The organism is Actinoplanes sp. NPDC049265, from assembly GCF_043197135.1.
Lineage (GTDB): Bacteria > Actinomycetota > Actinomycetes > Mycobacteriales > Micromonosporaceae > Actinoplanes.
In genome coordinates this window covers 84459-111044 of the sequence record NZ_JBICSP010000004.1, presented here as the reverse complement: position 1 = coordinate 111044, position 26586 = coordinate 84459, and the positions used below count along the sequence as shown (strand labels likewise).

25 protein-coding genes are annotated in these 26586 nt (G+C 71.3%); 11 read left to right on the top strand and 14 right to left on the bottom strand.

Annotated elements, in window-relative coordinates; translation table 11 throughout:
- Positions 1–2: 2 nt before the first annotated feature.
- From ACGFIO_RS12645 to ACGFIO_RS12630, 4 genes are read right to left on the bottom strand one after another with little or no spacing between them, the layout of a single operon-like run.
- On the bottom strand, positions 3–1499 hold the full coding sequence (locus ACGFIO_RS12645) for a glycoside hydrolase family 36 protein (RefSeq protein WP_392825707.1): 1497 nt from the start codon (positions 1497–1499) through the stop codon (positions 3–5).
- Positions 1500–1527: 28 nt separating this feature from the next.
- Positions 1528–2877: an ABC transporter substrate-binding protein gene (locus ACGFIO_RS12640; RefSeq protein WP_392825705.1), complete on the bottom strand. Its 1350-nt coding sequence runs from the start codon at positions 2875–2877 to the stop codon at positions 1528–1530.
- Between the two features lie 24 nt (positions 2878–2901).
- Positions 2902–3783 (bottom strand): carbohydrate ABC transporter permease, encoded by an 882-nt coding sequence (locus tag ACGFIO_RS12635; protein ID WP_392825702.1) that lies wholly within the window; start codon positions 3781–3783, stop codon positions 2902–2904.
- The gene (locus ACGFIO_RS12630) at positions 3780–4661 is read right to left on the bottom strand and encodes a carbohydrate ABC transporter permease (RefSeq protein ID WP_392825700.1); all 882 of its coding nucleotides are present in this window, start codon (positions 4659–4661) and stop codon (positions 3780–3782) included. Before ACGFIO_RS12630 ends, ACGFIO_RS12635 begins: the two co-directional genes overlap by 4 nt.
- 102 nt (positions 4662–4763) lie before the next feature.
- Between ACGFIO_RS12630 and ACGFIO_RS12625 the strand changes: the two genes are divergently transcribed.
- Both ACGFIO_RS12625 and ACGFIO_RS12620 read left to right on the top strand, forming a co-directional pair.
- Positions 4764–6671 carry a carbohydrate-binding protein gene (locus ACGFIO_RS12625; protein ID WP_392825698.1) on the top strand — a complete coding sequence of 636 codons (1908 nt, stop codon included), beginning with the start codon at positions 4764–4766 and terminating at the stop codon, positions 6669–6671.
- A 79-nt stretch (positions 6672–6750) separates the two neighbouring features.
- A complete protein-coding gene (locus ACGFIO_RS12620; protein WP_392825696.1) occupies positions 6751–7041 on the top strand; it encodes a hypothetical protein in 291 nt (96 codons plus the stop codon).
- Here the strand turns inward: ACGFIO_RS12620 and ACGFIO_RS12615 are convergent.
- The 3 genes from ACGFIO_RS12615 to ACGFIO_RS12605 are packed head-to-tail and all read right to left on the bottom strand — an operon-like array spanning position 7004 to position 8444.
- The gene (locus ACGFIO_RS12615; protein WP_392825693.1) at positions 7004–7495 is read right to left on the bottom strand and encodes a glutathione peroxidase; all 492 of its coding nucleotides are present in this window, start codon (positions 7493–7495) and stop codon (positions 7004–7006) included. The genes ACGFIO_RS12620 and ACGFIO_RS12615 overlap by 38 nt on opposite strands.
- The gene (locus ACGFIO_RS12610) at positions 7492–7680 is read right to left on the bottom strand and encodes a hypothetical protein (RefSeq protein WP_392825691.1); all 189 of its coding nucleotides are present in this window, start codon (positions 7678–7680) and stop codon (positions 7492–7494) included. Before ACGFIO_RS12610 ends, ACGFIO_RS12615 begins: the two co-directional genes overlap by 4 nt.
- Positions 7677–8444: a 3-hydroxybutyrate dehydrogenase gene (locus ACGFIO_RS12605; RefSeq protein ID WP_392825689.1), complete on the bottom strand. Its 768-nt coding sequence runs from the start codon at positions 8442–8444 to the stop codon at positions 7677–7679. Before ACGFIO_RS12605 ends, ACGFIO_RS12610 begins: the two co-directional genes overlap by 4 nt.
- A gap of 41 nt (positions 8445–8485) precedes the next feature.
- Between ACGFIO_RS12605 and ACGFIO_RS12600 the strand changes: the two genes are divergently transcribed.
- From ACGFIO_RS12600 to ACGFIO_RS12585, 4 genes are all read left to right on the top strand, one after another.
- The gene (locus ACGFIO_RS12600; protein WP_392825687.1) at positions 8486–8998 is read left to right on the top strand and encodes an alpha/beta fold hydrolase; all 513 of its coding nucleotides are present in this window, start codon (positions 8486–8488) and stop codon (positions 8996–8998) included.
- Positions 8976–9542 (top strand): alpha/beta fold hydrolase, encoded by a 567-nt coding sequence (locus ACGFIO_RS12595; protein ID WP_392825685.1) that lies wholly within the window; start codon positions 8976–8978, stop codon positions 9540–9542. The genes ACGFIO_RS12600 and ACGFIO_RS12595 overlap by 23 nt, the downstream gene beginning before the upstream one ends.
- Before the next feature lie 129 nt (positions 9543–9671).
- Positions 9672–11276, top strand: coding sequence for a long-chain fatty acid--CoA ligase (locus ACGFIO_RS12590; protein WP_392825683.1), 1605 nt, complete (start codon positions 9672–9674; stop codon positions 11274–11276).
- Positions 11277–11357: 81 nt separating this feature from the next.
- Positions 11358–14990, top strand: a complete 3633-nt coding sequence (locus ACGFIO_RS12585; RefSeq protein ID WP_392825680.1) for a S8 family serine peptidase — start codon at positions 11358–11360, stop codon at positions 14988–14990.
- Here the strand turns inward: ACGFIO_RS12585 and ACGFIO_RS12580 are convergent.
- A complete protein-coding gene (locus ACGFIO_RS12580) occupies positions 14965–16329 on the bottom strand; it encodes a PQQ-dependent sugar dehydrogenase (RefSeq protein WP_392825678.1) in 1365 nt (454 codons plus the stop codon). The genes ACGFIO_RS12585 and ACGFIO_RS12580 overlap by 26 nt on opposite strands.
- A 43-nt stretch (positions 16330–16372) precedes the next feature.
- Here ACGFIO_RS12580 and ACGFIO_RS12575 point away from each other — a divergent pair, with 43 nt between their 5' ends.
- Together ACGFIO_RS12575 and ACGFIO_RS12570 are read left to right on the top strand one after the other, a co-directional pair.
- A complete protein-coding gene (locus tag ACGFIO_RS12575; RefSeq protein WP_392825677.1) occupies positions 16373–16597 on the top strand; it encodes a zinc-ribbon domain-containing protein in 225 nt (74 codons plus the stop codon).
- Entirely contained in the window at positions 16594–17379 is a 786-nt protein-coding gene (locus ACGFIO_RS12570; protein WP_392825675.1) for an alpha/beta fold hydrolase, read from the top strand. Before ACGFIO_RS12575 ends, ACGFIO_RS12570 begins: the two co-directional genes overlap by 4 nt.
- Here ACGFIO_RS12570 and ACGFIO_RS12565 read toward each other — a convergent pair.
- Genes ACGFIO_RS12565 through ACGFIO_RS12550 form a run of 4 tightly spaced genes read right to left on the bottom strand, consistent with a single transcriptional unit; the run spans position 17366 to position 22527 of the window.
- On the bottom strand, positions 17366–19357 hold the full coding sequence (locus ACGFIO_RS12565; protein ID WP_392825673.1) for an alpha-1,4-glucan--maltose-1-phosphate maltosyltransferase: 1992 nt from the start codon (positions 19355–19357) through the stop codon (positions 17366–17368). The two genes, ACGFIO_RS12570 and ACGFIO_RS12565, sit on opposite strands and share 14 nt — an antisense overlap.
- 39 nt (positions 19358–19396) lie before the next feature.
- On the bottom strand, positions 19397–20302 hold the full coding sequence (locus ACGFIO_RS12560) for a carbohydrate ABC transporter permease (RefSeq protein WP_392825671.1): 906 nt from the start codon (positions 20300–20302) through the stop codon (positions 19397–19399).
- Positions 20299–21222, bottom strand: coding sequence for a carbohydrate ABC transporter permease (locus ACGFIO_RS12555; RefSeq protein ID WP_392825668.1), 924 nt, complete (start codon positions 21220–21222; stop codon positions 20299–20301). Before ACGFIO_RS12555 ends, ACGFIO_RS12560 begins: the two co-directional genes overlap by 4 nt.
- Before the next feature lie 3 nt (positions 21223–21225).
- Complete coding sequence (locus ACGFIO_RS12550; protein WP_392825665.1) at positions 21226–22527, bottom strand: ABC transporter substrate-binding protein; 1302 nt, start codon at positions 22525–22527, stop codon at positions 21226–21228.
- Between the two features lie 163 nt (positions 22528–22690).
- On the opposite strand from ACGFIO_RS12550, the gene ACGFIO_RS12545 reads away from it, so the two are divergent.
- A complete protein-coding gene (locus tag ACGFIO_RS12545) occupies positions 22691–23020 on the top strand; it encodes a PadR family transcriptional regulator (protein ID WP_392825663.1) in 330 nt (109 codons plus the stop codon).
- Positions 23017–24015 carry a hypothetical protein gene (locus ACGFIO_RS12540; protein ID WP_392825660.1) on the top strand — a complete coding sequence of 333 codons (999 nt, stop codon included), beginning with the start codon at positions 23017–23019 and terminating at the stop codon, positions 24013–24015. The genes ACGFIO_RS12545 and ACGFIO_RS12540 overlap by 4 nt, the downstream gene beginning before the upstream one ends.
- A 7-nt stretch (positions 24016–24022) precedes the next feature.
- Here ACGFIO_RS12540 and ACGFIO_RS12535 read toward each other — a convergent pair whose 3' ends face one another.
- Positions 24023–24634 (bottom strand): response regulator, encoded by a 612-nt coding sequence (locus ACGFIO_RS12535; protein ID WP_392825658.1) that lies wholly within the window; start codon positions 24632–24634, stop codon positions 24023–24025.
- Positions 24631–25860, bottom strand: coding sequence for a sensor histidine kinase (locus tag ACGFIO_RS12530; RefSeq protein WP_392825655.1), 1230 nt, complete (start codon positions 25858–25860; stop codon positions 24631–24633). Before ACGFIO_RS12530 ends, ACGFIO_RS12535 begins: the two co-directional genes overlap by 4 nt.
- A 138-nt stretch (positions 25861–25998) precedes the next feature.
- Between ACGFIO_RS12530 and ACGFIO_RS12525 the strand changes: the two genes are divergently transcribed.
- Positions 25999–26421: a hypothetical protein gene (locus ACGFIO_RS12525; protein ID WP_392825654.1), complete on the top strand. Its 423-nt coding sequence runs from the start codon at positions 25999–26001 to the stop codon at positions 26419–26421.
- Positions 26422–26586 lie beyond the last annotated feature (165 nt).

Genomic DNA, 26586 nt, shown 5'->3' with positions numbered 1-26586 from the left:
AATCAGGCGATGGGGTACGCCTGTGCCGCCGGTGTGACGGCGCCGGTGAAGTCCACCTCCCGGCCACCGACGGTGAATCGGTACCGGTCCCGGCGCACGATCTCCGGCCGCGCCGCCAGGTAACCGGTCAGCTCGGCCAGCTCGGTCGGTGTGAGCCAGCCCGGCGGATCGGACACGGCCCGGAACCGGCAGATGTCGGCCAGGTCGCGCAGCCAGCCGAGCTGCTGATCGGTCAGCAGGTTGAGGCGGCTGCGGAAGTACACGACGTCCGGGTCGACCTCGGCCAGCGGCCGGTGCCACAGCCGGTGCAGGGCGTTGACCACGGCGTTGCGGGCCATCGCGTCGGACGGGTCGTCGCTGGCGTAGTTCTGCCACATCGGGGCGACGTCGGGGCCGCTGCGCAGACCGTCGAGCAGGCCCAGGGACGGCAGCAGGATGGCGCCGCTGCCGAGCAGGTAGACGTCGTCGCCGGCGACCTCCCGGATCAGCGTGAGCGCGTCCCGGTAGACCTGTTCCCGGTCCGGGTCACCGGCCCGGGCGCCGGGGGCGGCGCCGGCGTTGATGAAGTCCAGTTTCAGATAGCGGAAGCCCCAATCGTGCACCACCCGGTGGATCAGCTCGCCGACGTGGTCGCGGGCGGCCGGCCGGGACAGGTCGAGGGCGTGGTAGCCGGTGCCCCAGTTGTTCCCGGCCACCACCGGCTCGCCCCGGGCGTCGCGCAGCAGCAGGTCCGGGTGCCGGCGCGCGAATGCGGACCCGGGAAGTGCGATGAACGGGGCCAGCCACAGCCCCGGGCTCAGCCCGGCGTCACCGATCCGTTCGGCCAGAGCCCGCATCCCGGACGGGAAGTTCGGATTGGGCTGCCAGTCGCCGACCATCCGTTCCCATCCGTCGTCGATCTGCACCACGTCGTACGGCAGCCCCCGCAGGTCCTGAATGTCCTTGGTCAGCTGCGGCTCGGTGATGTTCTCGTAGTACGCGTACCAGCTGCACCAGACGTTGCCGGCGCGCCGGTCGCGGTGACCGATGCGGCGGGCCAGCTGCCGGGCGTACGCGGCGAACACCTCCTCCTCGGGGCCGCGGGCGGCGAACCACGGGTGGGCGCCGTGCTCGTACCAGCCGGCCAGCGTGTCCCGGTCGGCCGTGAGCCGGGGCGTACCCAGGCCGAGCGCCCCGAGCAGCAGGACGTCGCCGTCGCCGGCGTCGAGGGCGGCGACCGCCGAGGAGTGGTGCCGGGCCGGGTCGTCCCAGGCGTCGTCGTCGGCGGTGATCCGTCGCCGCCGGTCGGCGATGCGCAGGGGTGGCTCGGACAGCCGACGCCAGCCGCACGGGCTCCACGAGTTCTGGCCGTGCCGGTAGAACAGGGCGTCGCCCAGTCCGTGCAGCAGCGCGACCCGTCCGGGCGGGAGGATCAGGCCACCGTCGGCCGGTTCGGGCCGGCCGGGGCCGTCGTGCTCCAGCGCGAAGGTGCGGCCGGACAGCTGGATGAGCGACGCCATGGTTCTCCTCGTGAAGCGTGGTGGCGGACTACTTGAACAACGTGTTGACCTGGTCGTTGGCCTTCTTCAGGGCGGTCGCCGAGTCGGTCTGGCCGAGCACCGACGACTGGATGGCGTCCTGCACGAGCTGGCTGACCTCGTTGCCGTGCTCGGTGATGGGCACGAAGAAGGTGCCGCCGGGCGCCCGCGCCTCGTCCACGAACACCTGGACGTCGTGCTTCTTGGCCTGGTGGGCGGCGAGCGCCTCGGCGGTGGACGCCTGGATGGCCGGGAAGACCACGCCGTTGCCGCCGACGATGTTCTGGCACTCGGCGGAGGCGAGGAACTTGACCCACTTCCAGGCCTCGTCCTTGTGCTCGGTGCCGGCCCAGATCGCGTCGGACAGGCCGTTGATGGCGGTCTTGCGGCCGTGCGGCCCGGCCGGCAGCGGGGCGAACGCGAACGTCGCCTTGGCCGACTCACCCAGGTACGTGTTGATCATCCACGAGCCGGACATCGTGATCGCCCCCTTGCCCGCGTTCATCAGCGCGTCCCGGCTCAGGGTGGACGACTTGTCCAGGGCGGGGCTGTAGCCCTTGGCGATCAGGGACTTGAACCAGTCGATCGTCTGGGCCAAAGCCGGATCGTCGTACTTGAACCGCGTACCCCAGGGATTCTTGTCCAGGTAGGTGAATCCGTTGGCGGCGGCCAGGTTGCCCCAGCCGTTCTGGCCCTGCGAGCCGTCGCCCCATTCGGGCAGGTAGCCGTACACCTTGACCTTGGTCTTGTCGAAGGCCGGATCGAGCCCGTTGTGGCCGTTGGTGTCGACCGTGGCCCGGGCGATGACCTTCTCGAAGGTCCCGCCGTCGGTGGGGTTCCAGGTCAGGTCGGTCAGGTCGGCCGGCTTGATGCCCTGGGCGGCCAGCTGGGTCGTGTTGTAGACCAGGGCCATGGTGTCCCAGTCCTTCGGCAGACCGTAGCGCTTGCCGTCCTTGGTGAACAGGTCGGCCAGCCCGGCCTGGTACTGGTTCAGGTCGATCTTGTCGGCGGTGACGTACGGCTGGATGTCGAGGATCTGGCCCGAGCCGACGAATTGCGGGTAGTACGAGCCCTGGTCGGTCCACACGTCGGGGGCGTCACCCGAGGCGAGCTGGGTGGTCAGGTTCTGCCAGTACTGGGTCCAGGCGGCCTGGGTGATCCGGACCTTGATGTCCGGGTTGGCCGCGGTGAAGGCGTCGGCGCAGGCCTGGTACGACGCCTGCTGGTTGTCGTCCCAGAGCCAGTAGTCGAGGGTGACCGCGCCGCCGGCGTCGCTGTCGTCGCCGCCCGAGCAGCCGGCCAGTCCGCCGGCGATGGCCAGCGACAGTAAGGCCGCGCCGATCCGTGTCGTACGTGTCATGTCGTTCTCTTCCCGCTCGAAGGTCTATTTGCTTCCGGTGAAGTTGAGGGACTGGACCAGGCGTTTGCCGATCAGCACGAGCAGCACCGCGACGGGCAGGACGGACAGCGTGGAGGCGGCCATCAGCCCGGTCCAGTCCGGCTGGGTGTTGGGGGACTGCTGCAGGAAGACGCCGAGCGCCACGGTCACCAGGCGGTTCTGCTCGCCCCGGCCGACCAGCAGCGGCCACAGGAAGTCCTTCCAGGCCCACACCGTGGTGGTGACCCCGATGGTCAGCAGGGGCCCGCGGCTCATCGGCAGCGCGATCCGCCAGAACACGCCCCAGGCGCCGTTGCCGTCGAGGATCGCCGCCTCCTCCACGTCCCGTGGCAGCGACAGGAAGAACTGGCGCAGGAAGAACACCGCGAACGGGGTCATCAGGATGGTCGGCGCGACCATGCCGGCCATGGTGTTGATCAGCCCGAGATCCTTGATCAGTACGAAGTTGGGCAGCAGGGTGAAGATCGGCGGGACCATCAGGGCGCTGATCACGATGGCGAACACCAGGTCCCGCCCGGGGAACCGCAGTCGCGCGAACGCGTACCCGGCCATCGCGCAGAACAGCGTCTGGAACGTCGCGATCAGCGCGCAGTAGACGATCGAGTTGAGCAGGTACCGCGCGAAGTCGACGTGTGCGCCGGAACCGCCGGCCGCCCGGGCCTCGGCCGTGCTGGTCAGGCCGAGCACCCGGGCGAAGTTGATCAGCGTCGGGTCGTGCGGCAGCAGGCCGGCGTTGTCGGTGTAGAGGTCGGCGGCCGGGGTGAGCGCGGTGCGGATCATCCACCAGAACGGGAAGACGGTGGCCACGACGGTCACGGTCAGGACGATCCAGCCGAGGACCCGGCCCGGGCTGAGGTTTCGCTTCATGCCAGATCCGATCGGGAGGCGCGCAGCAGGCGCATCTGTACCGCCGTGAGGACGCCCAGGACCAGCGCCAGGCAGACCGCCGCGGCCGAGGCGTAGCTCATCTGGAAGTAGGCGAAGGCCTGCTGGTAGATGAAGTAGTAGAGGACGCGGGTGGCCGAGGCCGGGTTGCCCCGGGTGGTGACCGCGATGGTGTCGAAGATCTGGAACGAGCCGATCAGCGAGACCACCAGCACCAGGGCCAGGACGGGACGCAGCAACGGCAGGGTGATGGAGCGGAACATCCGCCACTCGCCGGCGCCGTCCAGGGCCGCGCCCTCGTAGAGGTATTGCGGGATCTGGAGCATCCCGGCGTACAGCAGCAAAGCCGTGTAACCGGTGTAGGCCCAGGTGTTGATGGCGGCGATCGACGGCAGGGCGAGGGTCGCGTCGGTCAGGAAGCCGACCCGGTCGAAGCCGAGCGTGCCCAGCAACTGGTTGACGAAGCCGAGGTTGGTGTCGAGCAGCCACATCCACAGCAGGCCGACCGTGACGTTGGGTACGAGCCAGGGGAGCAGCAGGGTCGCGCGCAGTACCACCGAGCGGGTCAGCCGGTGCATGAGGGCGGCGACGGCCAGGGCGAGCACGGTCTGCGATCCGATGTTGAGGACCACGTACCAGACCGTGACCAGCAGCGAGTGCCAGAACTGGCGGTCGTGCACCAGCTTGGCGTAGTTGTCCGCGCCCACGAAGGACGGGGTGTTGAGCATGGTGTAGTCGGTGACCGAGTACCACGCGCCGCGTATCGCCGGATAGCCGTAGAACACCGCGAACCCGGCCAGCACCGGCAGCAGGAACCACCACGCAGCGCGACGGTCGTCGCGCCGTTTCGTCGAGCTCATCCCTGCCCCCTTGCCAGCTACCCCGTTGTCGAATAATGATGTAGACCTTCGATACTTTGTCAACACCTCTTCGTAATCCCCTAGAAACGAGAGGCTCCCGACATGACGTTCCGAACGCTCGGCGCCGCGGTTCTCGGCGCTGTCCTCGCCCTCGGCGCCCCGGCCGTCGCGCAGGCCGCACCGGCCGGACCGCCGCACCGGCCGCCCGGCCCGGCCACCCCCGACCCGTCCCTCACGGCCCACCCGCTCACCGCGGCGGCCGGCCCGGTCGACAACCCGCTCAAGGGCTGGGCCCGGTTCTACTCACCCGGCGCCGACCAGAACGCCGGCTATCCGCACTCGCTGACCTGGGGTTACTTCGGCCTGTCGGAGATCATGACCAGTGCGTCGAACTGCGGCGCCTACAACTGGTCCATCGTGGACAGCATGCTGGCCGAGACCGCCGGGTACGGCAACCAGGCCGCCATCCGGGTCTACCTGACCTACCCCGGCGGCACCGGCACCCACCCGGCCAACGCCATCCCGCCGTGCTTCAACGGCAACGTGGCCACCCGGGCCGACACCTACTGGAACGTCACGCACCCCGACTACGACAGCCCGTTCCTGATCAACGCGCTGAAGAACTTCATCGCCGCGTTCGGCGCCCGCTACGACGGCGACCCGCGGCTCGGGTTCGTCCACCTCGGCCTGGTCGGACTGTGGGGCGAGTGGCACACCTGGCCGTACGACACCGACACGGCCGACGGCCGCCCCAATTACATGCCCGCCGACGCCAACGCGGCCCAGCTGGTCGCCGCCTACGATGCCGCGTTCAACCGGACCAAGCTCGAGATCCGGTACCCCGGGCTGGCCGGTGGTGCCGCCGACAGCCGCGACATCGGCTACCACGACGACTCGTTCTGCTTCCGCGAGGGCTCACCGCTGCGGGGCGTGACCCTGCCGGCCTCGCTCGGCGGCGCCTCCTACGCCCAGCTGGAACACAACCTGGCCACCGGCACCGAGAACAAGTGGATCGGTGACTCGATCGGCGGCGAGCTGCGCCCCGAGATCCAGTCCACCGCCTTCCAGTCCTGGCCCGACGGCTCGGGCGCGGTCGACAACCTCAAGGCCTGCATCGAGCTGCTGCACCCCACCTGGATGATCAACGAGCAGAGCGGCGGCTACCCGGCGAGCGATCCCAACGTGGCCGCCGGGGTGCGCCTGATGGGCTACAACCTGAGTGCCGACAACGCCTACTTCAAGGACACGGCTAGTGGTACGGCCACCGTCGGCGTACGCATCGGCAACACCGGCGTGGCCCCGTTCTACTACCCCTGGACGGTCACCCTCGGCCTCAAGAACAGCGGCGGAGCCGTCGTACGCACCTGGGACACGCCGTGGGACCTGCGCACCGTCCAGCCGCTGACGATCCGCGACTTCCCCGACTGGAACACCGGCGCCGGCTACCGTGACTTCGGCTACCGGCAGTATTTTCAGCAGAACGTGGACCTCTCCGGGATCGCGGCCGGTGGCTACCAGTGGGTGCTGCGGGTGAAGAATCCGCTCGAGGCGGTCAGCGGCAACGCCAGGAAGTTCCGGTTCGCCAACGCCGCCCAGCAGGCCGACGGCTGGCTCGGGCTGGGCGCGGTGACCGTCGGCACCGGCGGCGGGACGGGCCCGGCGAGCTACGAGGCCGAGGCGCCGGCCAACACCCGCACCGGCGGCGCGACGGTGACCGCCTGCGCGGCCTGCTCGGGTGGCGCAAAGGTCGGCTGGCTCGGCAACGGCGCCACGCTCACCTTCACCGGCGTCACCGGCGGCGGCTCCCGGACGGTCACATTCCACTACCTGACCGCCGAGCCGCGCACCGCCACCGTCAACGGCCAGGCGGTGACCTTCCCGGCCACCGGGGGCTGGGACACGGTCGGCACCACCAGCACCACACTCACCCTGCCGTCCGGCACCACCACGATCACGGTGGCCAACCCGAGCGGCTGGGCCCCCGACCTCGACCGGGTCACGGTCGGCTGAATCGGATGTCCCCGCGGCCCGGGGCCGCGGGGACGCCATCCGCCGCGCATGATGTGCTGGGCGGATGGATGGTCATGGGATGAGCGATGGCGTCGTCGCCCTTCGTCGCTGGAGCCCCGGCGACGCGGAATGGTATGCCGCAACGGTTTCCGGGGACGAGCTGATCCAGCAGTTCACCGCGGAGTCGCCGACGGTGACAGCGGAGGACGTCCGCTCGGCCATCGGTGCGCTGTTGTCGCAACCGTCCGGAGCCGCAGGCTTTCTGATCGCGGACGCTGATGATCACCGGCGGCTCGGCAACATCGCTCTCACCCATGAGTCCGCGCCGGCGACTAGGACGCCGGCAAGGTGGACTCCAGCGCGGCGATGACCTCGGGGGAGTCGGGCTGGGTGCCGGGGGCGAAGCGGGCCCGGACCTCGCCGTCCGGGGCGATCAGGAACTTCTCGAAGTTCCAGCGGATGTCGCCGGTGTAGCCCTCGGCGTCGGGAGTGCCGGTCAGCTGCTGGTAGAGGGGATGCCGGCCGGGACCGTTGACCTCGACCTTCTCGGTCATCGGGAACGTCACGCCGTACGTGGTGCTGCAGAACTCGGCGATCTCGTCGGCCGTGCCGGGCTCCTGGCCCCCGAACTGGTTGCAGGGGACGCCCAGCACGGTGAAGCCGCGCTCGGCGTACTCCTCGTGCAGCTTCTCCAGCGCCGCGTACTGCGGGGTCATCCCGCAACGGGACGCCACGTTGACGACCAGGGCGGCCGACCCGCGGAACTGCCCGAGGTCGAGCGGCTTACCCTGAAGGTCGGCGATCTGCGCGTCGTAGACGGTCATGCGGCACTCCTGCCTGCTAGTTCGACGACCCGGTCGGCGACCGGGCCGGCGGCGTGGGGGTCGAACAGAATCGTGCAGTGGCTGACGCCGGGCACGTGCTCGACGGTGATGCGGTCCAGTCCGGCCGCGGTCAGCCGGCTCTGGTCGTCGGCCCCGGCGAACGGGACGTCGAACTCCTCGGTCAATGTGCCGTCCAGCCGCCGTCCAGCGCGATCGACGCGCCGGTGATCAGGTCGGCGGCCGGCGTGCAGAGATAGGCCACCAGTTCGACCACGTCGCCGGGGTCGATCAGCTTCTTGATCGCCGTACGCTCCAGCATGATCTTTTCGATGACCTCGGCCTCGGGGATGCCGTGGGCGGCGGCCTGATCGGCGATCTGCTTGTCGACCAACGGGGTGCGTACGAACGCCGGGTTCACGCAGTTGGACGTGACGCCGCGGCCGGCACCCTCCAGCGCGATCGTCTTGGACAGCCCTTCCAGGGCGTGCTTGGCGGTCACGTAGGCGGACTTGTACGGCGACGCGATCAGCCCGTGCACCGACGAGATGTTGACGATCCGGCCCCAGCCCCGCTCGTACATGTGCGGCAGCACCCGGCGCGCCAGCCGGAACGGCGCCTCCACCATCACCCGCTGCAGGTACGTGAAGCGTTCGGGCGGGAACTCGGGCAGCGGCGCCACGAACTGCAGCCCGGCGTTGTTGACCAGGACGTCCACGGCCGCGTCGAGCGCCTCGACCGCGTCCGGGTCGGCCAGGTCAGCGGCGACCGCACGGCCGCCCAGCGCCTCGGCGGTGTCCCGGGCCGCGGCCTCGTCGACGTCGACCACGAGCACATCGGCCCCGGCGGCGGCCAGCCGCTGGGCGCAGACGCGGCCGATCCCGCTGGCGGCGCCGGTGACCATGGCCGTCCGTCCGCTCAGGTCCAGGTCGACCACCGATGTCGTGCTCATGATTCAAGAACATACGCCGCGGAGTGTGTCACGATCAGCCGGTGGAGACCCGTGATCAGCGTGTTCAGGCTCGCGGTATCACCCAGAACGTGCTCGTCGGTGGCCCTGGGGACGGGACGCCGGTGCTCCTGGTGCACGGCAACTGCTCGTCGGCCGGCTTCTGGGCGCCGCTGATCCGCCGGCTGCCCGACGGTATCCGGGTCGTCGCCCCGGACCTGCGCGGGTACGGCCGCAGCGAGACCGCCCCGGTGGACGCCACCCGGGGCCTGCGCGACTTCGCCGACGACGTGGCCGCCCTGCTCGACGACCGGAACCTGTTCCCGGCGGACGGGCCGGTGATCGTGGCCGCCCACTCGATGGGCGGCGGGGTGGTGATGCAACTGCTGGCCGATCACCCGGGGCGGTTCTCCTCGGTGTTGCTGGAGGCGCCGCTCAGCCCGTACGGCTTCGGCGGCACCCGTGACCTGGCCGGCACCCCGACCACGGCCGATTTCGCCGGGCACCGGCGGCGGCACCGCCAACCCGGACTTCGTGGCCCGCATCCAGGCCGGTGACCGCGGCGCCGACGCTCCGGCCAGCCCGCTGGCGGTGCTGCGGTCGGCCTACGTAGCCGACCCGTCCGCGCTCGGCGACGACGAGCAGTTGCTGCTGGACACGGTGCTGAGCACGGCCGTCGGCGAGGACAACTACCCGGGCGACGGCAAGCCGGTGGCGAGCTGGCCGGGCGTCGGGCCGGGCGACCGGGGCGTGCTCAACACCATGGCGCCCAACCATTTCAACGTGGCCGAGGCGCTGGTCGCGGTCACGCCGAAGCCGCCGATCGTGTGGGTCCGCGGCGAGCGGGACGCCATCGTGTCCGACACGTCGCTGTTCGACCTGGCCTACCTGGGTTCGCTCGGCGTGGTGCCGGGCTGGCCCGGCGCCGACGACTGCCCGCCGCAGCCGATGGTCGGCCAGACCCGGGAGGTGCTGAAGCGGTACGCGGCCGCCGGTGGCGGCTTCCGCGAGGTCGTCTACGACAACTGCGGCCACTCGCCGCACGTCGAGCGCCCGGCCGAGGTCACCGCCGAGTTGCTCCGGCTGGTCGCCGGCGGCTGACCCGGCGGGGGGGGGTGTTCCTTCCACCGCTGGGGTTCGAACGGTGGAGGAAAGCTCCCTCACCGGTGACCCGGGCGGAAACATACGTTCATCAGAGCGGCCAGATGTACACATCGGAGGCTCTGACACATGCGTGGACTGATGCAGCAGGCGCCGCTGGACGTGGCCACCCTGATGCGGCGGGTGGAGCAGCTCTTCGGGCACAAGCGCGTGGTCACCGCGACCGAGACCGGCGAGGTGGTGGCGACCTGGGCCGAGGTGGCCGGCCGGGCCCGGCGGCTGGCCGCGGTGCTCGACGCGCTGGAGGTGCCGGACCAGGGCCGGGTCGGCACGTTCGGCTGGAACTCGCAGCGGCACGTCGAGCTCTATCTGGCCGTGCCCAGCAGCGGCCGGGTGCTGCACACGCTCAACCACCGGCTGTTCGCGGACGAGATCGTCCACATCGTCGGGGACGCGGCCGACGACGTGCTGTTCGTCGATCGCTCGCTGATCCCGCGGGTGTGGCCGCTGGTCGATCGGATGCCGACCGTACGCCGGGTGGTGGTGATGGACGACGGCAGCCGGGCCGGGCTGCCGGCCGACCCGCGGATCGCCGACTACGAGGAACTGCTGGCGGGGGCACGTGAGCCCGCGCGCCCGGCCGTCGTGGACGAGAACGACGCGGCCAGCCTCTGCTACACGTCGGGCACCACGGGACCGCCGAAGGGCGTGCTCTACAGTCACCGGTCGATCGTGCTGCACGCCGTGCTGCTGCTGGGTGTGGACAACTTCGCGATCAGCGAACGCGACGTGGTGATGCCGATCGTGCCGATGTTCCACGTCAACGCCTGGGGGCTGCCATACGCGGCCATGCTGGCCGGCTCGGACCTGGTGCTGCCCGGTCCCGCGATGAGCCCGGAGGCGCTGGTCGGGCAGATGGCCCGGCACCGGGTCACCTTCTCCGGTGCGGTGGCCACGGTCTGGCGGGCGATGGTGCCGCTGCTGGGCCCGGCCGACCTGAGCAGCCTGCGGATGGTCGTCTCGGGCGGCGGCGCGTTGCCCGCCGCCCTGTCCCAGGCCTGGCTGGACGGCGCCGGCATCCCGCTGACCAACGCGTGGGGCATGACCGAGACGAGCCCGGTGGTCACCTGCGCGCGGCTGGCCACCGTGCACGACGACCTGGACGGCGAGCAGCGCCGCGAGGTGCTCGGCAAGCCGGGGCCGCCGGTGCCGCTGACCGAGATCAGGGTGGTCGACGAGGAGGGCGTGCCGCGGGGACGGGACGGTACGCCGGGGGAGTTGCAGGCGTACGGGCCGACCGTGGCCGCCGGCTACTACGGCGCCGAGGCGTCACCGTCCTCGTTCACCGCCGACGGCTGGCTGCGCACCGGCGACGTGGGTGCCCTCGACCGCTACGGCAATCTGGAGATCATCGACCGGACCAAGGACATGGTGAAGTCCGGCGGTGAGTGGATCTCGTCGGTGCAGCTGGAGAACGAGATCATGGCCCATCCGGCGGTGCACGAGGCGGCCGTGATCGCGGTCGAGGACGAGCGCTGGGGTGAGCGGCCGCTGGCGTTCGTCGTACCCGTGGCCGGCCGGTCCCTCGACGAGCGGGACCTACGCGCCCACCTGGCCGCGCGCGTGGCGTCGTGGTGGATCCCGGACCGGATCGAGGTGGTGGACGAGATCCCCAAGACCGCCACCGGCAAGTTCGCCAAGGTCGCTCTGCGGGCCCTGGTACGCCGGCATTGACACGTCGGGGACTTGTCCCGGAAACGAAAGTTGATCATCCTGGGAACGCTCCCATGAAGATCGACGTATGCGAGGTTGTCGTTGTCCCACTCCCGTCTGCGCGGACTCGGGCTGGCGGCGATCCTCGTCGCCCAGGCCGTGGTCGCACCATCCACCGCCGCGGCCGCGGCCCCCGCTCCCGCCTCCGCCGTCCGGTCACCGGTGCCGGCCACTGTCACACTGGTCACCGGTGACCGGGTCACCGTCACACCGGCCGCCCCGGGCCTGGGCAACCCCGAGGTGCGCGACGCCCAGGGGCGGCTGACCGGCTTCCTGCGGCATCAGGACGGCGACGACACGTACGTCTACCCGCACGACGCCCTGCCCTATGTGGCCTCCGGACTGCTCGACCAGGACCTGTTCAACATCAGCGAGTTGCTGGCCGACGGCTACGACGACGCGCACAGCGACCGGCTCCCGCTGATCGTCACCTACACCTCGGCCGCGGCCGGCCGGCGCAACGCGACGACCCTGCGCGGCGCCACCGGCGTGCGCCCGCTGGACAGCATCCGGGGGGCCGCGCTGAGCGCCGACCACACCGGAGCGTTCTGGTCGTCGGTGGCCGGGACCACCGGCCGCCGGGCTGTGGCCGGCGGCATCGCCAAGATCTGGCTGGACGGAAAGGCCAAGGGGACGCTGGCCGAGAGCACCGCGCAGATCGGCGCCCCCGAGGTGTGGCGCACCGGCGACCTCGGAACCGGCGTCGACGTCGCGGTGCTGGACACCGGCATCGACACCACCCACCCCGACGTCGCCGGCCAGATCGCCGCCACCGCGTCCTTCGTGCCCGGCGGCTCGGTCCGGGACGGCGCCGGGCACGGCACGCACGTGGCCTCCACCATCGCCGGCACCGGCGCGATGTCCGACGGCCGGGAGAAGGGCGTCGCGCCGGGAGCGCGGCTGCACATCGGCAAGGTGCTGGCCGACGACGGCTTCGGTCAGGAGTCCTGGATCATCAGCGGGATGGAGTGGGCGGTCCGCGAACAGCACGCCCGCATCGTCAACCTGAGCCTCGGCGCCGATCCGACCGACGGCACCGACCCGATGAGCGTGGCCGTCAACCAGCTCAGCGCCGAGACCAACGCCCTGTTCGTGATCTCGGCCGGCAACGCCGGACCGTCCGCGTACACCGTGGGCACCCCCGGCGCGGCCGACGCCGCCCTGACCGTGGGCGCGGTCGGCCCCGACGACCTGCTCACCATGTTCTCCAGCCAGGGACCGCGGGCCGGTGACCGGGCGGTCAAGCCCGACCTGACCGCACCGGGCGCCGACATCCTGGCCGCCCGGTCGCAGTACGCCCCGATCGGCGAGGGCCCCTACCTGACGATGAGCGGCACCTCGATGGCCGCACCACACGTCGCCGGCGCCGCCGCGCTGCTGGCCGCCGAACACCCCGGCCTGACCGGCCAGCAGCTCAAGGACGCCCTGGTCAGCACGACCAAGCCGACCCCGGACGTGACCGCCTACTCCGGCGGCAGCGGGCGGCTGGACGTCGCCGCGGCGGCCGCGGCCACGGTATTCGCCACCGGCGGGGTCAACTTCGGCTATCCCGCCTACCCGACCGCGCCGGACGGGCCGGTCGAGCGGGAGATCCGCTACACGAACACCGGCGACCAGGCCGTCACCCTCGATCTGGCGGTCGAGGGCGGCGACCTGGTCACACTGTCGGCCGGCCGGGTCACGGTGCCGGCCCACGGTTCGGCCGCGGTCACCGCCACCACCGAGTTCGACCGGGTGCCGGCCGACCGCCCGCTCTCCGGGTTCGTCACCGCGAGCGCGGCGGGACGGCGGCCGATCCGGACGTCGTTCGGGGTCGGACGGGAAGGCGTACGCCATCTTCTGACCCTGAAAGCCAAGGACCGCGGCGGCCGCCCCACCGGCGGCCAGCTCGTCCTGCTCGGTCCGGGCATCACCCGGACCGAACGGCTCGACGCGTCCGGGACCCTCGACCTGCGCCTGCCCGCGGGCACCTACTCGGCCTGGCTGAGCACCGACGTCGAGGGTACGCACGGCCCGTCGTCGCGCGGCCTGGCCCTGCTGCCGGTGCCGGTGATCGACCTCGACCAGGACCGCACGGTCGTGTTCGACGCCCGGACGGCCCGGCCGGCCGCGGCGGCCACACCGCAGCCGGCCGTGGTGACCTCGTCCCGCTTCCAGATCGAACGTGACCTCGGCGCCGGACCGTGGGTCGACGCCTGGTACCCGGGCGCGGAATACGACAGCGTCTGGGTCCTGCCGACCCGCAAGGTCACCGCGGGAACCTTCAGCCTCGGCGCCCGGTGGCGGCTGACCCAGCCCGCCCTGATCATGGCGTCGGCCGGTGAGACCTACGACGACGTACGCGTGGCCCGCCCGGACACCCCGTTGCCGTCCGGCCACAACCAGGTCGACGCCGTGCTCGCCGGTGACGCCCGGGGCAAGGCGCTGGTGGTCCGCCGCGGCGACAGCGCCACCGTCGAGGAGCAGGCGGCCACGGCCGCCGCCGCCGGAGCCGCCCTGCTCGTCGTGGTCAACGACGGCGCCGGTCGGCTCGCGCCCTGGGGCGGTTCGGTGTGGTCACCGGCCGACCCGCCGCCGGTGACCGTGGCCACCCTGACCAAGGACGAGGGCGAACGGCTGATCACCCGGATCCAGCGGGAGCGACGCGTCCGGCTGGCGCTGACCTCCCACCCGGCCACCGAGTACGTCTACGACCTGGTCAGCGAGCACCGGAATCGGATTCCGGCCGACCTCGTGCACCGGGCCACCCCGCGCAACCTGGCCCGCGTCGACACGTCGTTTCGGCACTGGCGGCCGGCCCGGGTGCTCGAGGGCCGCGCCGACGCACACGGGTCGCTGGACTACGCCGAGAGCCCGGCGATCGCCGACCGGGCCGACTGGGTCACCGCCGGAGTGCCCTGGACGACCGACGTGCAGATCCCGGGGGAGCTGGGCGAGCACAACGAGACCACGGTGTATCGGGCCGGGTCGAGGCGGACCGAAAACTGGTTCGGGCCGGTGTTGCGCCCTCGGCTGATCGCCGACGACGACTCGACGCCGGTGTTCCGGCAGGAGGGCGGCTGGTTCTTCGCGCACGTCCCGGGCTGGGGTGACTCGGGCGGGGCCCACGAGGGCGACACCTACGACAACGTCGCCGCCGACGACAACGTCCGTCTCTATCAGGGCGACCGGCTGGTCAGCGAGGCCGACCGGTACAGCCCGCTGCTGGTGGCCGGCCCGCTGGCCGACGAGCGTCTCCCGTACCGCCTGGTGTCGGAGAACAAACGGGACACGTGGGCCGGGCCGTACTCGGTCGGCACGCGGACGGAGTGGACGTTCACCTCGGCCTCGGTCGCCGCCGGGGCACCGGTCGAGGTCGCGCCGCTGATCCAGCTCGACTACGCGGTCGGCACCGACGTCGCCGGCCGGGCCGCCCGGGACGCCGGCCTGACCGTCTCGGCCCGGCTGCTGCCCAACGCCACCGGCGGCGGGGCGATCCGGGCGGTCGGGGTCGAGATCTCGTACGACGACGGCGCCACCTGGCACCCGGCCACCCTGCGGCGGGGCGACAGCGGCTGGCGTACCCGTCTGAACGCCCCACCGGCCGCGGAGTTCGTCTCGCTCCGCACCACCGCCCGCGACGCCCGCGGCAACACCGTCGACCAGCGCATCACCCGGGCGTTCGGGCTGCGGTGACCCGGTAGATCGCCCCGGCCAGGTCGTCGCTGACGTAGAGGGCCTGGTCGGGGCCCTGGACGGCCATCACCGGCCGGCCCCAGCGCGAGCCGTCCTTCAGCTGGAAGCCGGTCAGCAGCGTCTGCTGGGGGCCGAGGGTGCCGTCGCGCCAGGCGAAGAACGACACCTCGGGCGGGCGGGGCGGGTTGCGGTTCCAGGAGCCGTGGACGCCGACCAGGGCGCCGGGGCCGTACCCGCCGGGCAGGCCCGGGTTCACGGCGAAGCTCAGGCCGAGCGGGGCCGAGTGCGCGCCCATGCCCTGCTCGACCGGGGGCAACTTGGCGCAGTCGAGCTTGGCCCCGTCCGGGTTGGTCTGGAGGTCGCGGACGAAGGGCCGGGCGGTGTAGCTCAGCGGCGAGTTCTTGGCGCCGGGGCGCAGGTCGGGGTCGGGGTTGCAGTACGGCCAGCCCAGGTCGCGGCTCGCGGTCAGCCGGGCCAGCGGCTCGAGCGGGTGGTCGTTGACGTACCACTGCATGACCTTGCCCTGGTCGTCGCCCTTGTGCGGGTAGCCGATGTTGTCCCGGTTGTTGACCGCGGTCCACACCGCGCCGCCGGGGTCGACGGCCAGGCCGGTGCCGTTGCGCACGCCGCGCGCGAACACCGCGGGCTTCCCGCCCGGCGGCACCCGCAGGATCGAGGCGCGTTCCGGGTCGGCGTCGCGGTCCTCGGCCGAGATGTTGCCGGTCGAGCCGACCGAGACGTAGAGCGCGCCGTCCCGGCCGACGGCCACGCTCTTTAGCGCGTGGGCGTACTGGCCGCCCAGCTCCGGGCTCTTGGCGTCGGGCAGGCCGTCGACCACCACCTGCCGGCCGGACAACCGCCCGCCGGCGTAGGTGAAGCGGTCGACCTGGTCGCTCTCGGCCACATAGAGGGTGCCGCCGCTCAGGGCCAGGCCGTGCGGCTGGTTCAGGCCGCTGACCAGGGTGCTCGACGTCGGTGCGGCATCGCCGGAGCCGGGGGTCAGCGCGACGACGTCGCCCGACTTGGGGCGGGAGACGAGCAGCCGACGGTCGGCCGTCCAGGCCAGCAGCCGGGCCCCGGGCACCCGGGCCCAGACGGTCACCGTCCAGCCGGGCGGGGCCTGCAGGCTGCGGCTCTGGTCGAAGGGCGCGGTGTCGGTGCCGGCCAGGGTCCGGACGGTGGCCGGGGCCAGCGCCGAACCGCTCGCCGACGGCCCCGCCGACGGCGAGCCGGCACTGCTCGCCGGGGTGTCGGGTGCGGTGGGGGAGTCGGGGGACGAGCACGCCGTCACGGTGAGCGCCAGTCCGACGGCCAGAAGTGCTCGCGGGATGCTCTTCACCGATGCAAGGTTAGCCGCCACCCTGGTGGGGCACGCACCTCGCATGTTTCTCATCTTCGGCCTGCGTACCCGTGACAACGTGGTCTCGCGCCGCCCCATGGTCTGCGAGGTGTGCGGCGTCCACGCGGTTCAGTCCCTCGTGCGGCGGTCGACGAAGTTCTCGCTGTTCTTCATCCCGCTGTTCCCGGTCAAGCCGAGCACCTACTACCTGGAATGCGGCCACTGCGGCACCATCCGCCGGGCCGACCGCCGAGCTCTGGTCGCATGAGACTGACGTCGCGGGCCGAGAGGTGGCTGATCGGCGCGGCCCCGCGCCCGGCGCGGGGGTTCACCAGCGAACTGATCACCGCCGGCGGACTGCGGCTGCACCTGCGGAAACGGCCCGGCCCGGGCCCGGCCTGGGTGCTGCTGCACGGGCTGGCGGTGTCGCATCGCTACCTGATGCCGACCGCCGCCGCGCTGCCCGGTGCGGTGTACGTGCCCGACCTGCCCGGCTTCGGCCTCTCCCCGGATCCCGGCCGGGTGCTCACCGTCGAGGAGAACGCCGAGGTGGTCGCCGCGTGGATCGACCAGGCCGGGCTGGGCGGCGTGCACCTGCTGGGCAACTCGTACGGCTGCCAGGTCGCGGTCGAGCTCGCGGTGCGCCGCCCCGAGCTGGTCCGGTCGCTGGTGCTGGTCGGACCGACGGCCGACCCGGCCGCGCCGACCGCCTTCGGCCAGATCGCCCGCTGGGCCCGTGACCTGCTGCGCGAGGACCCGCGACAACTACCGATGATCGCCGCCGACGTCCGCGACGCCGGGCTGCGCCGGGTCGTGCTCACCCTGCGAGACTGCGTCCGCCACCGCATCGACCGCCGGCTGCCGCTGGTGGCCGCACCGACGCTCGTCCTGCGCGGCGAGCACGACACGATCGCACCGTCGGACTGGGTGGTGGAGGCGGCGCGGCTCGCCCCGGACGGCGTGGCCGGCGACGTGCCCGGCGCGGCGCACAACGCCGTGACCACAGCCGGGCCGTCCGTCGCGGGCTTCGCTGTCGTCAGTAGGGCGTGACGTGGATGATGTGGACCGGCTCGGTGTCCGGGCCGACCCGCACGTAGTTGTGCTCCCACCAGTTCCAGTGCTGCCCGGTGATCAGGTCGTGCGCGACGAACCCGTCGTGCCAGTCCAGGCCGAGCTCGGGCATGGTCAGGTGGATCCAGGTGTCGGCGTTCACGCTCGGGTCCAGGTTGGCCACCACGACGATCACGTCGTCGCGGTCGTACACCCGGCGGGCCTTGGAGAAGACCAGCACGTTCTCGTGGTCCGAGAAGTGGAAGCGGATGTTCCGCAGCCAGTGCAGGGCCGGGTGGGCGCGGCGGATCTCGTTGAGCCGGGTCAGGTAGGGCGCCAGCGGGCCGCCCGATCGCTCGGCCCACCGGCGGTCCCGGTACTGGTATTTCTCGTTGTCGATCTGCTCCTCGGCGCCGGGCCGGGGCACGTTCTCCATGAGCTCGTACCCGGCGTAGATGCCGTAGCTGGGTGACAGGGTCGCCGCCAGCGCGGCCCTCATCTTCCACGCCGCCGGGCCGCCGCGCTGCAGGAACGGCGTGAGGATGTCGTGCGTGGTGGGCCAGAAGTTCGGCCGCATGTATGCCGCCGCCGGGCCGGCCAGCTCGGTCAGATACTCCTGGATCTCGGTCTTGCCGTGCCGCCACGCGTAGTACGTGTACGACTGCTGATAGCCGATCTTGGCCAGGGTGTGCATCATCGGCGGCCGGGTGAACGCCTCGGCCAGCCAGATCACCTCGGGATGCTCGGCGGCCACGTCGGCCAGCAGCCGCTCCCAGAACTCCAGTGGCTTGGTGTGCGGGTTGTCGACCCGGAAGATGGTCACGCCGTGGTCGATCCACAGCCGCACGACGCGCCGGATCTCGGCGTACAGGCCCTCGGGGTCGTTGTCGAAGTTGAGCGGGTAGATGTCCTGGTATTTCTTGGGCGGGTTCTCGGCGTAGGCGACGGTGCCGTCGGCCCGGGTGGTGAACCACTCCGGGTGCCCCGTCACCCACGGGTGGTCGGGCGCGCAGTTGAGGGCCAGGTCGAAGGCGACCTCCAGGCCCAGCTCACGGGCCCGGGCGACGAAGGCGTCGAAGTCGTCGAACGTACCCAGATCGGGGTGGATCGTGTCGTGGCCACCCTCGGCCGCGCCGATGCCGTAGGGCGAACCCGGGTCGTCCGGTCCGGATTCCAGGCTGTTGTTCGGTCCCTTGCGGTTGATCCGTCCGATCGGGTGGATCGGGGTCAGGTAGATGACGTCGAAGCCCATCGCCGCCACCGCGGGCAGGCGCTCGGCCGCGGTGGCGAACGTGCCGCTGGTCCACTTACCGGTGGCCGGGTCGTGGGTGGCGCCCTCGGAGCGCGGGAAGAACTCGTACCAGGCGCCGTAGAGGGCGCGGTCGCGTTCCACCAGCCAGGGCAGCTCCGGGCCGGCGGTGACGTGCTCGCGCAGCGGCCGTTCGGCCAGTTCGGTGCGGACGGCCGCGGACAACCCCGCGCCGAGCCGGGTCTGTGGATCGGTCGCGCTGTCCCGCAGACCCTTGATCGCGGTACGCAGCACAGCGCCCTGTTCCGGCGTACGCTCCACCTCGGCCAGCGCCCGTTCGAGAACGCGCGCCCCCTCCTCGAGCATCAGCTCGACGTCGACGCCCGCGCCGACCTTGATGACCGCGTCGTGGTTCCACGTCCCGTACGGATCCGACCAGCCCTCCACCCGGTACGACCAGGTCCCGGTGCGGTCGCCGGCGACCGTGACGGCCCAGGCGTCCAGCCCGGCGTTGACCTTGACCATCGGCCGGGCCAGCTCGCCTCCGTCCGGTCCGGTCAGGACGACCGTGGCGCCGACCGCGTCGTGCCCTTCCCGGAACACGGTCGCCGTGACCGGGAACTCCTCGCCGACGACCGACTTGGCCGGCCGGTTCCCGTTGTCCACCTGGGGCGCGACGTCGACGACCGGGATCCGGCCGATCGGTCGCGTGGCTCGTGGCTGCACCATTGCCACGCTAAGCGATCGGCCGGACCTTCGCCGGGTTGTTCAGCCCTTGATGCCGGTCTCGGCGACGCCCTGGACGAGGTAGCGCTGGAGCACGACGAAGACCAGGACCAGGGGTGCGATCGAGACGGCGGCGGCCAGGAAGAGCTCGTGCAGGTTGATCGTCTGGGCGGTGAGGAAGGTGCTCAGCGCCACCTGGACGGTCCATTTCGACGAGTCCTGGCCGACGATCAGCGGCCACAGGAACTGGTTCCAGTTGGTGATGAACGTGATCACCGCGATGGCCGAGAAGAAGGCGCCGGAGTTGGGTACCACGATCCGCCAGAAGGCGCCGAACCAGCCCAGGCCGTCGAGCCGGGCCGCCTCCTCCAGACTGCTCGGGAAGTTGAGGAAGTACTGCCGGAACAGGAACGTGGTGAACCCGCTGAACAGGACCGGCACGATGATGCCCTGGTAGGTGTCGACCCACTGCAGCTGGGACACGACGATGAACGTCGGGATGAACGTCACGGCCGGCGGGATCATCAGCGTGACCAGCACGGCGTAGAAGATCGGGGTGGCCCAGCGGTAGGGGATGCGGGCCAGTCCGTAGCCGGCCATCGAGCACAGCAGCAGCATGCCGGCGGTCTGGGTCACGGCCACCAGGGCCGAGTTGCCCAGTGCGGTGAGCAGGTTGACCGACGGGTCGCTGAACAGCTCGCCGAAGTTCTCCCAGTGGATGGTGCTGGGAAACAGTGTCCAGCCGGGGGCGGTGATCTCCGCGTCGGCGGCCAGGGCGTTGCGGACGATCAGGTAGAACGGGATCAGGAACAGGACGGCCGCGATGGTCAGGGCCAGGTAGCGGGCCGAGGTGGCGAGGGTTTCGGCGGGCGTCCGGCGGCGGACCTGACGCGGTGGCGGTTCCTCGGCCCGGGCGGTGACCGGGGGTGGGGTGGTGGTGGCGGTCATTCAGCCCTCCCGAAGCCGAAGATCCGGCCCTGGGCCAGGGTCACGATCATGATCAGGAGCGCCAGGATGACGGCGCCGGCCGTACCGTGGCCGAAGTCCTGGTTCTGTTGTGAGGTGTAGTAGAGGTAGACCAGCGGCGGGCGGGCGAACGACGAGTTGCCGAGCAGGTTGAAGAACTCGTCGAAGGCCTGGTACGCGTTGATCAGCAGGAGCAGCAGGACGGCGATCGAGGTCGGCCGCAGCTGCGGGAACGTGATGTAGCGGAAGGTCTGCCAGCCGCGCCCGGCGCCGTCCACGTCGGCCGCCTCGTAGAGGTCTTTGGGTATCCGCTGCAGGCCGGCGATGAACAGGATCATGTAGAAGCCGAGCTGCAGCCAGAGCCGGACGGTGACGATGACCAGCCAGTACCAGGGCGGGTCGCTGCTGGCCAGCCAGGCGATGTTGTCCACGCCGAACCAGCCCAGGACGGTGTTGGCCAGGCCGAACCGTACCCCGTTGAAGATCGAGAGTTTCCAGATCAGCGAGGCGACCACGTACGAGCAGGCGGTGGGCAGGAAGAACACCGAGCGGAAGAAGGCACGCAGGAACGTGATCCGGTTGAGCAGCAGGGCCAGCGCCAGGGCCAGGGCGAAGGTCAGCGGGACGATGAACGCGGCGAACACGGTGAAGGTGACCAGGCTGTCCAGGAAGGGTCCGGGCCTGAGCAGGTCGATGTAGTTGCGCAGGCCGACCCAGTCGCCCGGGGTAACCGTGTTCTGGCCGCGCGAGAAGCTCAGGATCACCGACCAGACGATCGGCACGTAGACGAAGATCAGCAGGCCGATCAGGAACGGGCCGACGAACAGCCAGAACGCCGGGGCGACCCCGCGGACCCGGCCGGTGCTCCGGGTCCGTGGGGCGGCCACGTCAGTGGTGGCCACGCCTCAGCCGAACAGTCGCTGGAGTTCGGCGTTCACGGCCTTCTCGGCCGTGGCGATGCTGGCGTCGATGTCGGCTCCCTTGCGGACGATGGCCGTGGCGGCGTCGGCGTAGGCGCTGTTCATCTTCGGCGTCCAGGCCGTGTTGGTGGCCACGGCGTAGTCGTTGAAGATTTTCAGCGCGTCGGCGGCCGGCCCGGACTGCAGCTTGCTCGCCTTGGCCGCGAGGGATTTGCGCGGCGGGACGTGGAAGCCGTAGCTGAGGTTGAAGTCCTCCTGGTTCTTGCTGTTCTCGATCCAGAGCCATTTGATGTACGCCTTGGCCGCGTCCACGTTCTTGGCCTTGGCGCTGACCATCGCGCCCCAGCCACCGGCGAACGTCGACGGTTTGCCGACCGTGGCGCTGTAGGCCGGCCAGGGCACGACGCCGAAGTCGTCACCGACGGCCTTCTGGATGCCGGGCATCGCCCACAGCCCGCACCACTGCATGGCCGCCAGGCCCTGGGTGAACGACGACGGGTCCCACCAGTCGGTCGGGGAGCCGAGCAGGATCGACTTGGACTCGAACAGTTCCCGCATCTTGGCGAACGACTGCTTGGCGTCGGCGGTGGTGAAGCCGGGCTTGTTGTCGGGGGTGAGGAAGTCGGTGCCGACCGACCAGAGGATCTGCCCGAGCAGCGAACCGCCGCCGAAGGCCGGGGTCACGCCGGCGTCGTTGCCGATGAACAGGCCCTTCTGGTCCTTGGTGTTCAACGCCTTGGACGCCGCGATCAGCTCGTCGATGGTGGTCGGCGGTTTGATGCCGGCCTTGGCCAGCACGCTCTTGCGGTAGTAGAGCACGCCCATGTCGTCGACCATCTTGATCATGTAGATCTTGCCGTCGACGGTGGACGACTTGAGGTCGGCCTCGGTGTAGTCGCTCTTGACGTCGGCGATGATGTCGTCCAGGGCCACGATCTGGCCGCTCTTGACCTGGTCGATGTTGGGTGTGCTCTCGAAGACGTCGGGTCCCGAGGTGGACAGCAGGCCGGAGTTCAGCTTGGACGTGTAGTCGCCGGGGGTCCACTGCACCTTGACGGCGGCCTTGTCGTACTCCTTGGCGTACCGCTCCACGGCCTGTTGCGTGCCGGCCTCGCCGTACTGGTGGTACCAGACGTTCAGTGGCGGCTTGGAGCCGCTCCCACTGCTGTTCGACAGGCCCGAGCTGCCTCCGCCGCAGGCGGCGAGCACCTGTCCCGCGGCCAGTCCGGCCGCGCCGAGGCCGAGCCCGCGAAGGACCTGCCGACGATCGATTCCGTGTTCCTCCATGGTCCGCTCCCGCCTGATCGAGGCCGGTAACTGCTGAGACTTATTTGAAACAACGTTGCAATCTTGGTGGCCCGACCTTAGTACGCGGATGTGCGGAACGCACCTGTGAAGATCGCCGATACTACGGTTGCCGATATATAACGGTGACGGTATTGTCGTCGGCATGCAGGAACCAACCTTCTTGATCCTGACCGCGCTCGCGGCCCAGCCGCTGCACGGCTACGGCATAGTCCAAGCCGTGACGGCACTGTCCGACGGCGAGGTGACACTGCGGCCCGGCACCCTCTACGGGGCCCTCGACCGCCTCGACCAGCAGGGCCTGATCGCCGTCGACCGGGAGGAGCCGGTCGACGGCCGGCTGCGCCGCTACTACCGGCTCAGTGACGCCGGCGCCGGCGCCCTGGCCGAGCAGGCCGAGCGTCTGCGCCGCCGGGTCGCCGCCGCCGACGAGCAGCTGCGCCTGCGTCCCGGTGTCGCCGGAGGTGCCGCGTGAGCAGCATCGACGGATACGGGCATCTGCTGTCGGCCTACCCGGCCCGGCTGCGCCGCACCTACGGCCCGGAGCTGATCGCGACGATGGTCGAGATGGCCCCGGGCGGCCGGCCGAGCCGCCGCGAGCAGCTCCGGCTGGTCGCCGACGGCCTGCGCGAGCGGTTCCGGCCGCCCGTGCGTCGCCCGCTCGCCCTGGTCCTGGCCGGGGTGGCGCTACTGGTCGGCGGCGCTCTGGGCGCGGCCGTCGGCTCCTGGGCCGGCACCCTGGGCTACCCGGCGCTGCCGGACGTGCAGCGGATCCTGCCGGCCGGCGAGCACCAGGTCCAGCGGATCAGCCACTACACGATCGCGGGGCAGACGCAGCGGGACAGTGCCGCGGTCCAGCGAGCGGTCGAGGACAGCCACCGGCAGCTGGTCGCCGAGGGCTGGCAGGCGACCCCGGTTCACCTCGGCGGCATCGTGACCGGCTACGGCTACACGGCCACCAGGGACGGCGTACACCTCGAAGTGCAGTCCGCCTCCGACCCCGCGCAGGGCGAGCTCTACGTCGCCGTCCTCGGCTGGCCGCTGCGGCCCGCCGTGTACCTGCCCCTGACCGTCGCCGGCGCCCTGCTCGGCCTGCTCGCCGGCTGGCTGATCGGCGTTGCCCTGACCCACCGGATCCGGCTCTCCCGGCGCCCGGTGAGCAGCGCGCTCCTGGCGGTGACCGGCCTGGTTCTCTCGATCCCGTCGGCCGCCGGCTTCGTCGTGTCGCTGATCAGCTACCTGACCGCCGCCCAGCCCACACCGACCGGCGGCGCGATGCTGCACGAGGAGCACTTCTCCTTCGGGCCGACCCGCGAGACCCTGACCTGGCTGCGTCTGCTGGACGGGCCGTTCGGTTCGGTCCGCGGCCTCGAGCTGCTCTGGGTCGGCGGCTTCGCGCTGGTCGCGGTGGCCGCCGTGCTGGCCGGCCGGGGCGCCGGGCGCGAGGCGCGGGTACCCACGGCCGGCTGACGACCGGTCACTCCCGGCCGGGGTGCTGCCGGTACTCGTCGACCAGCAGGCGGACGTCGTCCACGGGCTGGTCGATGGCGGCCCACTTGGCCCGGATCCGGGTCAGGTACGAACGGACGGTCGGGATCGTGACGCCCATCCGGCGGGCCGTGGCGGCCAGGGTGCTCCCGGTGCCGTAGAGGTAGAGGGCGCGTGCCTCCTGTGGGGACAGCTCGGGCGGGTCGTCGTTGATGATGCTCATCAGCTCGGCGGTCAGCGCGGGCTGTCCGGCGTGGACGGTCCGGACGGCATCGGCCAGCTTGGCCGCGTCGTCGTCCTTGACCAGATAGCCGCTGGCGCCGGCGTGGACCGTGGCCCGCACGTGGCGACGCTCCCCGTGCACCGAGAAGACCAGGACCCGTACGCCGCCGGCCCGCAACGCGACCACGTTGGCGGCGGCGTCGGTGCCGTCCTCGAGGCGCAGGTCGAGCAGGACGACGTCGACCTCGGGAGCGGCCGTGAGGTGGCCGGCGACAGTGGTGGCGGTGTGCACCAGCCGGATGTCACCGGCGTCGGCCAGCAGCGCCCGCAGCCCGGCCGGCACCAGCTTGTCGTTGTCGATGATCGCGACCCGGATCACGCCGGCCACCGCAGGTCGACCCGGGTGCCCTGGCCGGGGTGGCTGTCCACGCTGGCCGTACCGCCGACCTCGTGCATCCGGGCGGTGATCGAGTGCCGGATGCCGTAGCCGAGCGTCGTGGTGTCCGGGTCGAAGCCGTCACCCTGGTCGACCACGGCGACCGTGACGGTCGGCGTGGCCTGCCGGTCGCTCAGGGCGGTCAGCCGCACCCGGCTGCTCCCGGCGTGCCGGGCCACGTTGGCCAGGGCCTCACCGGTCGCGTGGCGGAACGCGTGCAGCACCTCGGACGGCAGGGTGTCCGGCAGGTTGGCGAAGTGGTACTCCACCCGTAGGCCCTCCATGGCGCTGTCGTTCCCGGCCTCGATCAGGGCGAGGGAGAGTTCGGTGAGCGTGCCGTCGGGCGTGTCCGGTGTCGCCCCGCGCAGCACGTTGGCGCTGATCGCGGCCTGCCGGCGGACCCGCGGGTCGGGGTGACCGGCCGGACCCTGGCCGGCGATCGCGGTCAGCAGGCGCAGCGGGCCGTCGTGCAGCGCCCGGTGCCGGCGCAACTGCTCGTGGAAGTGTCGGATCCGCTCCTCGGCCTGACTGCGCCGGGCGGCGACCCGCTCCCGGGCGGTGATCACCTGCTCGGTGGCGGCGTCGACGGCGTCCGCGACCGCCCGCAGCCGGCGGATGAACAGGCAGCAGCAGGCGGCGGTGACCAATTGCCAGCCGATGATGTTCGCGGTCGAGGCCACCTCGGCGTAGTCGGGCGAGGCGAGCTGGGCCACCGTGAACGCCACGGCCAGGGCCAGGCCGCCGGCGGCGGTGGCCCGCCAGGACGCGGTCGCCAGGGCCACCGACACCGCGGTCGACACGGCCACCGGCTCGAAGTCGGGCACCGCGACGGTGGCGAACGCGTCGTCGGTCAGTGCCCAGGGCAGGATCGCCGCGGCGGCCGAGGTGATCGCGACGTCGACGGTCAGCACCGGGTGGGGGATCGGGTCGCGCCGGGCGACGATCGGGAGGAAGGCGACGCTCCACGCGCCCACGGCCACGTACGCCGCGGTGGCCAGCGGCGGGTTCGCGTACCCGTCGGCCCGGGCTATCGCCACGATGCTCAGGCCGACCATCGCCAGGGTCCCGACGCGGGACAGCAGGATCACGCCGGTGGTGATCGCCCGGATCCGCTGATGCAGGTCAACCGCCCGCGGCAGGGTCACCTGACCGTTCGGCTCACCGTCCACGCCCGCAGCATCCCACGCGTCCCGGTGCCGGTCCATGCCGCACCGGTGTGGCATGGACCGGCCCGTACCCGCTGCCCACACTCGTATGCAGGAACCGGTCCGACCACAGTAGACCGGTGTCAGAAGGGGGCGTTCGCGTTGTACGAAGCCGGAGTCCAGAGCAACCCCGAACCCACCAGGCCCACCCGCCCGCGCAAGGCCACCATGCTGGCCGTCCTGCTCATCGTGTTCGGCGTGCTCGGCATCCTGGCGTCGTTCCTGTTGCTGTCCATCGTCAACGACTCGAGCGGCCACGGCCAGTCGGTGCCGGCGTTCCTCTACGTTCTGGTCTACGCCCAGTTCATGGTCTCGGCCGCGCAGGCGGTCAGCGGCGGATTCGTCCTGCAGGGCCGCAACTGGGCCCGGGTGCTGGCGATCGCGCTGAGCTCGCTCAACCTCGTCGCGGCGGTGGTGTCGCTGTTCACCGGCGCGATCGCGCAGGCGATCTCCGGGCTGGCCATCAACATCGCCCTGATCCGGCTGCTCAACGATTACGAGGTGCAGGCCTGGTGCGACCGGTAGGAGCCGCGCACCCTAGGACCCGGGCGAGCACCCGGCAAGGCCGGAACCTGATCTCTGTCTGAACGCCCGTCGCTCCTAACCGGAACGCTCGTAACAATCGGTCAAGGCTCCATGACTCGATGCGTGCCCGCGTCGCTATGTTCACCCAGGCCGACCGCGGTGATC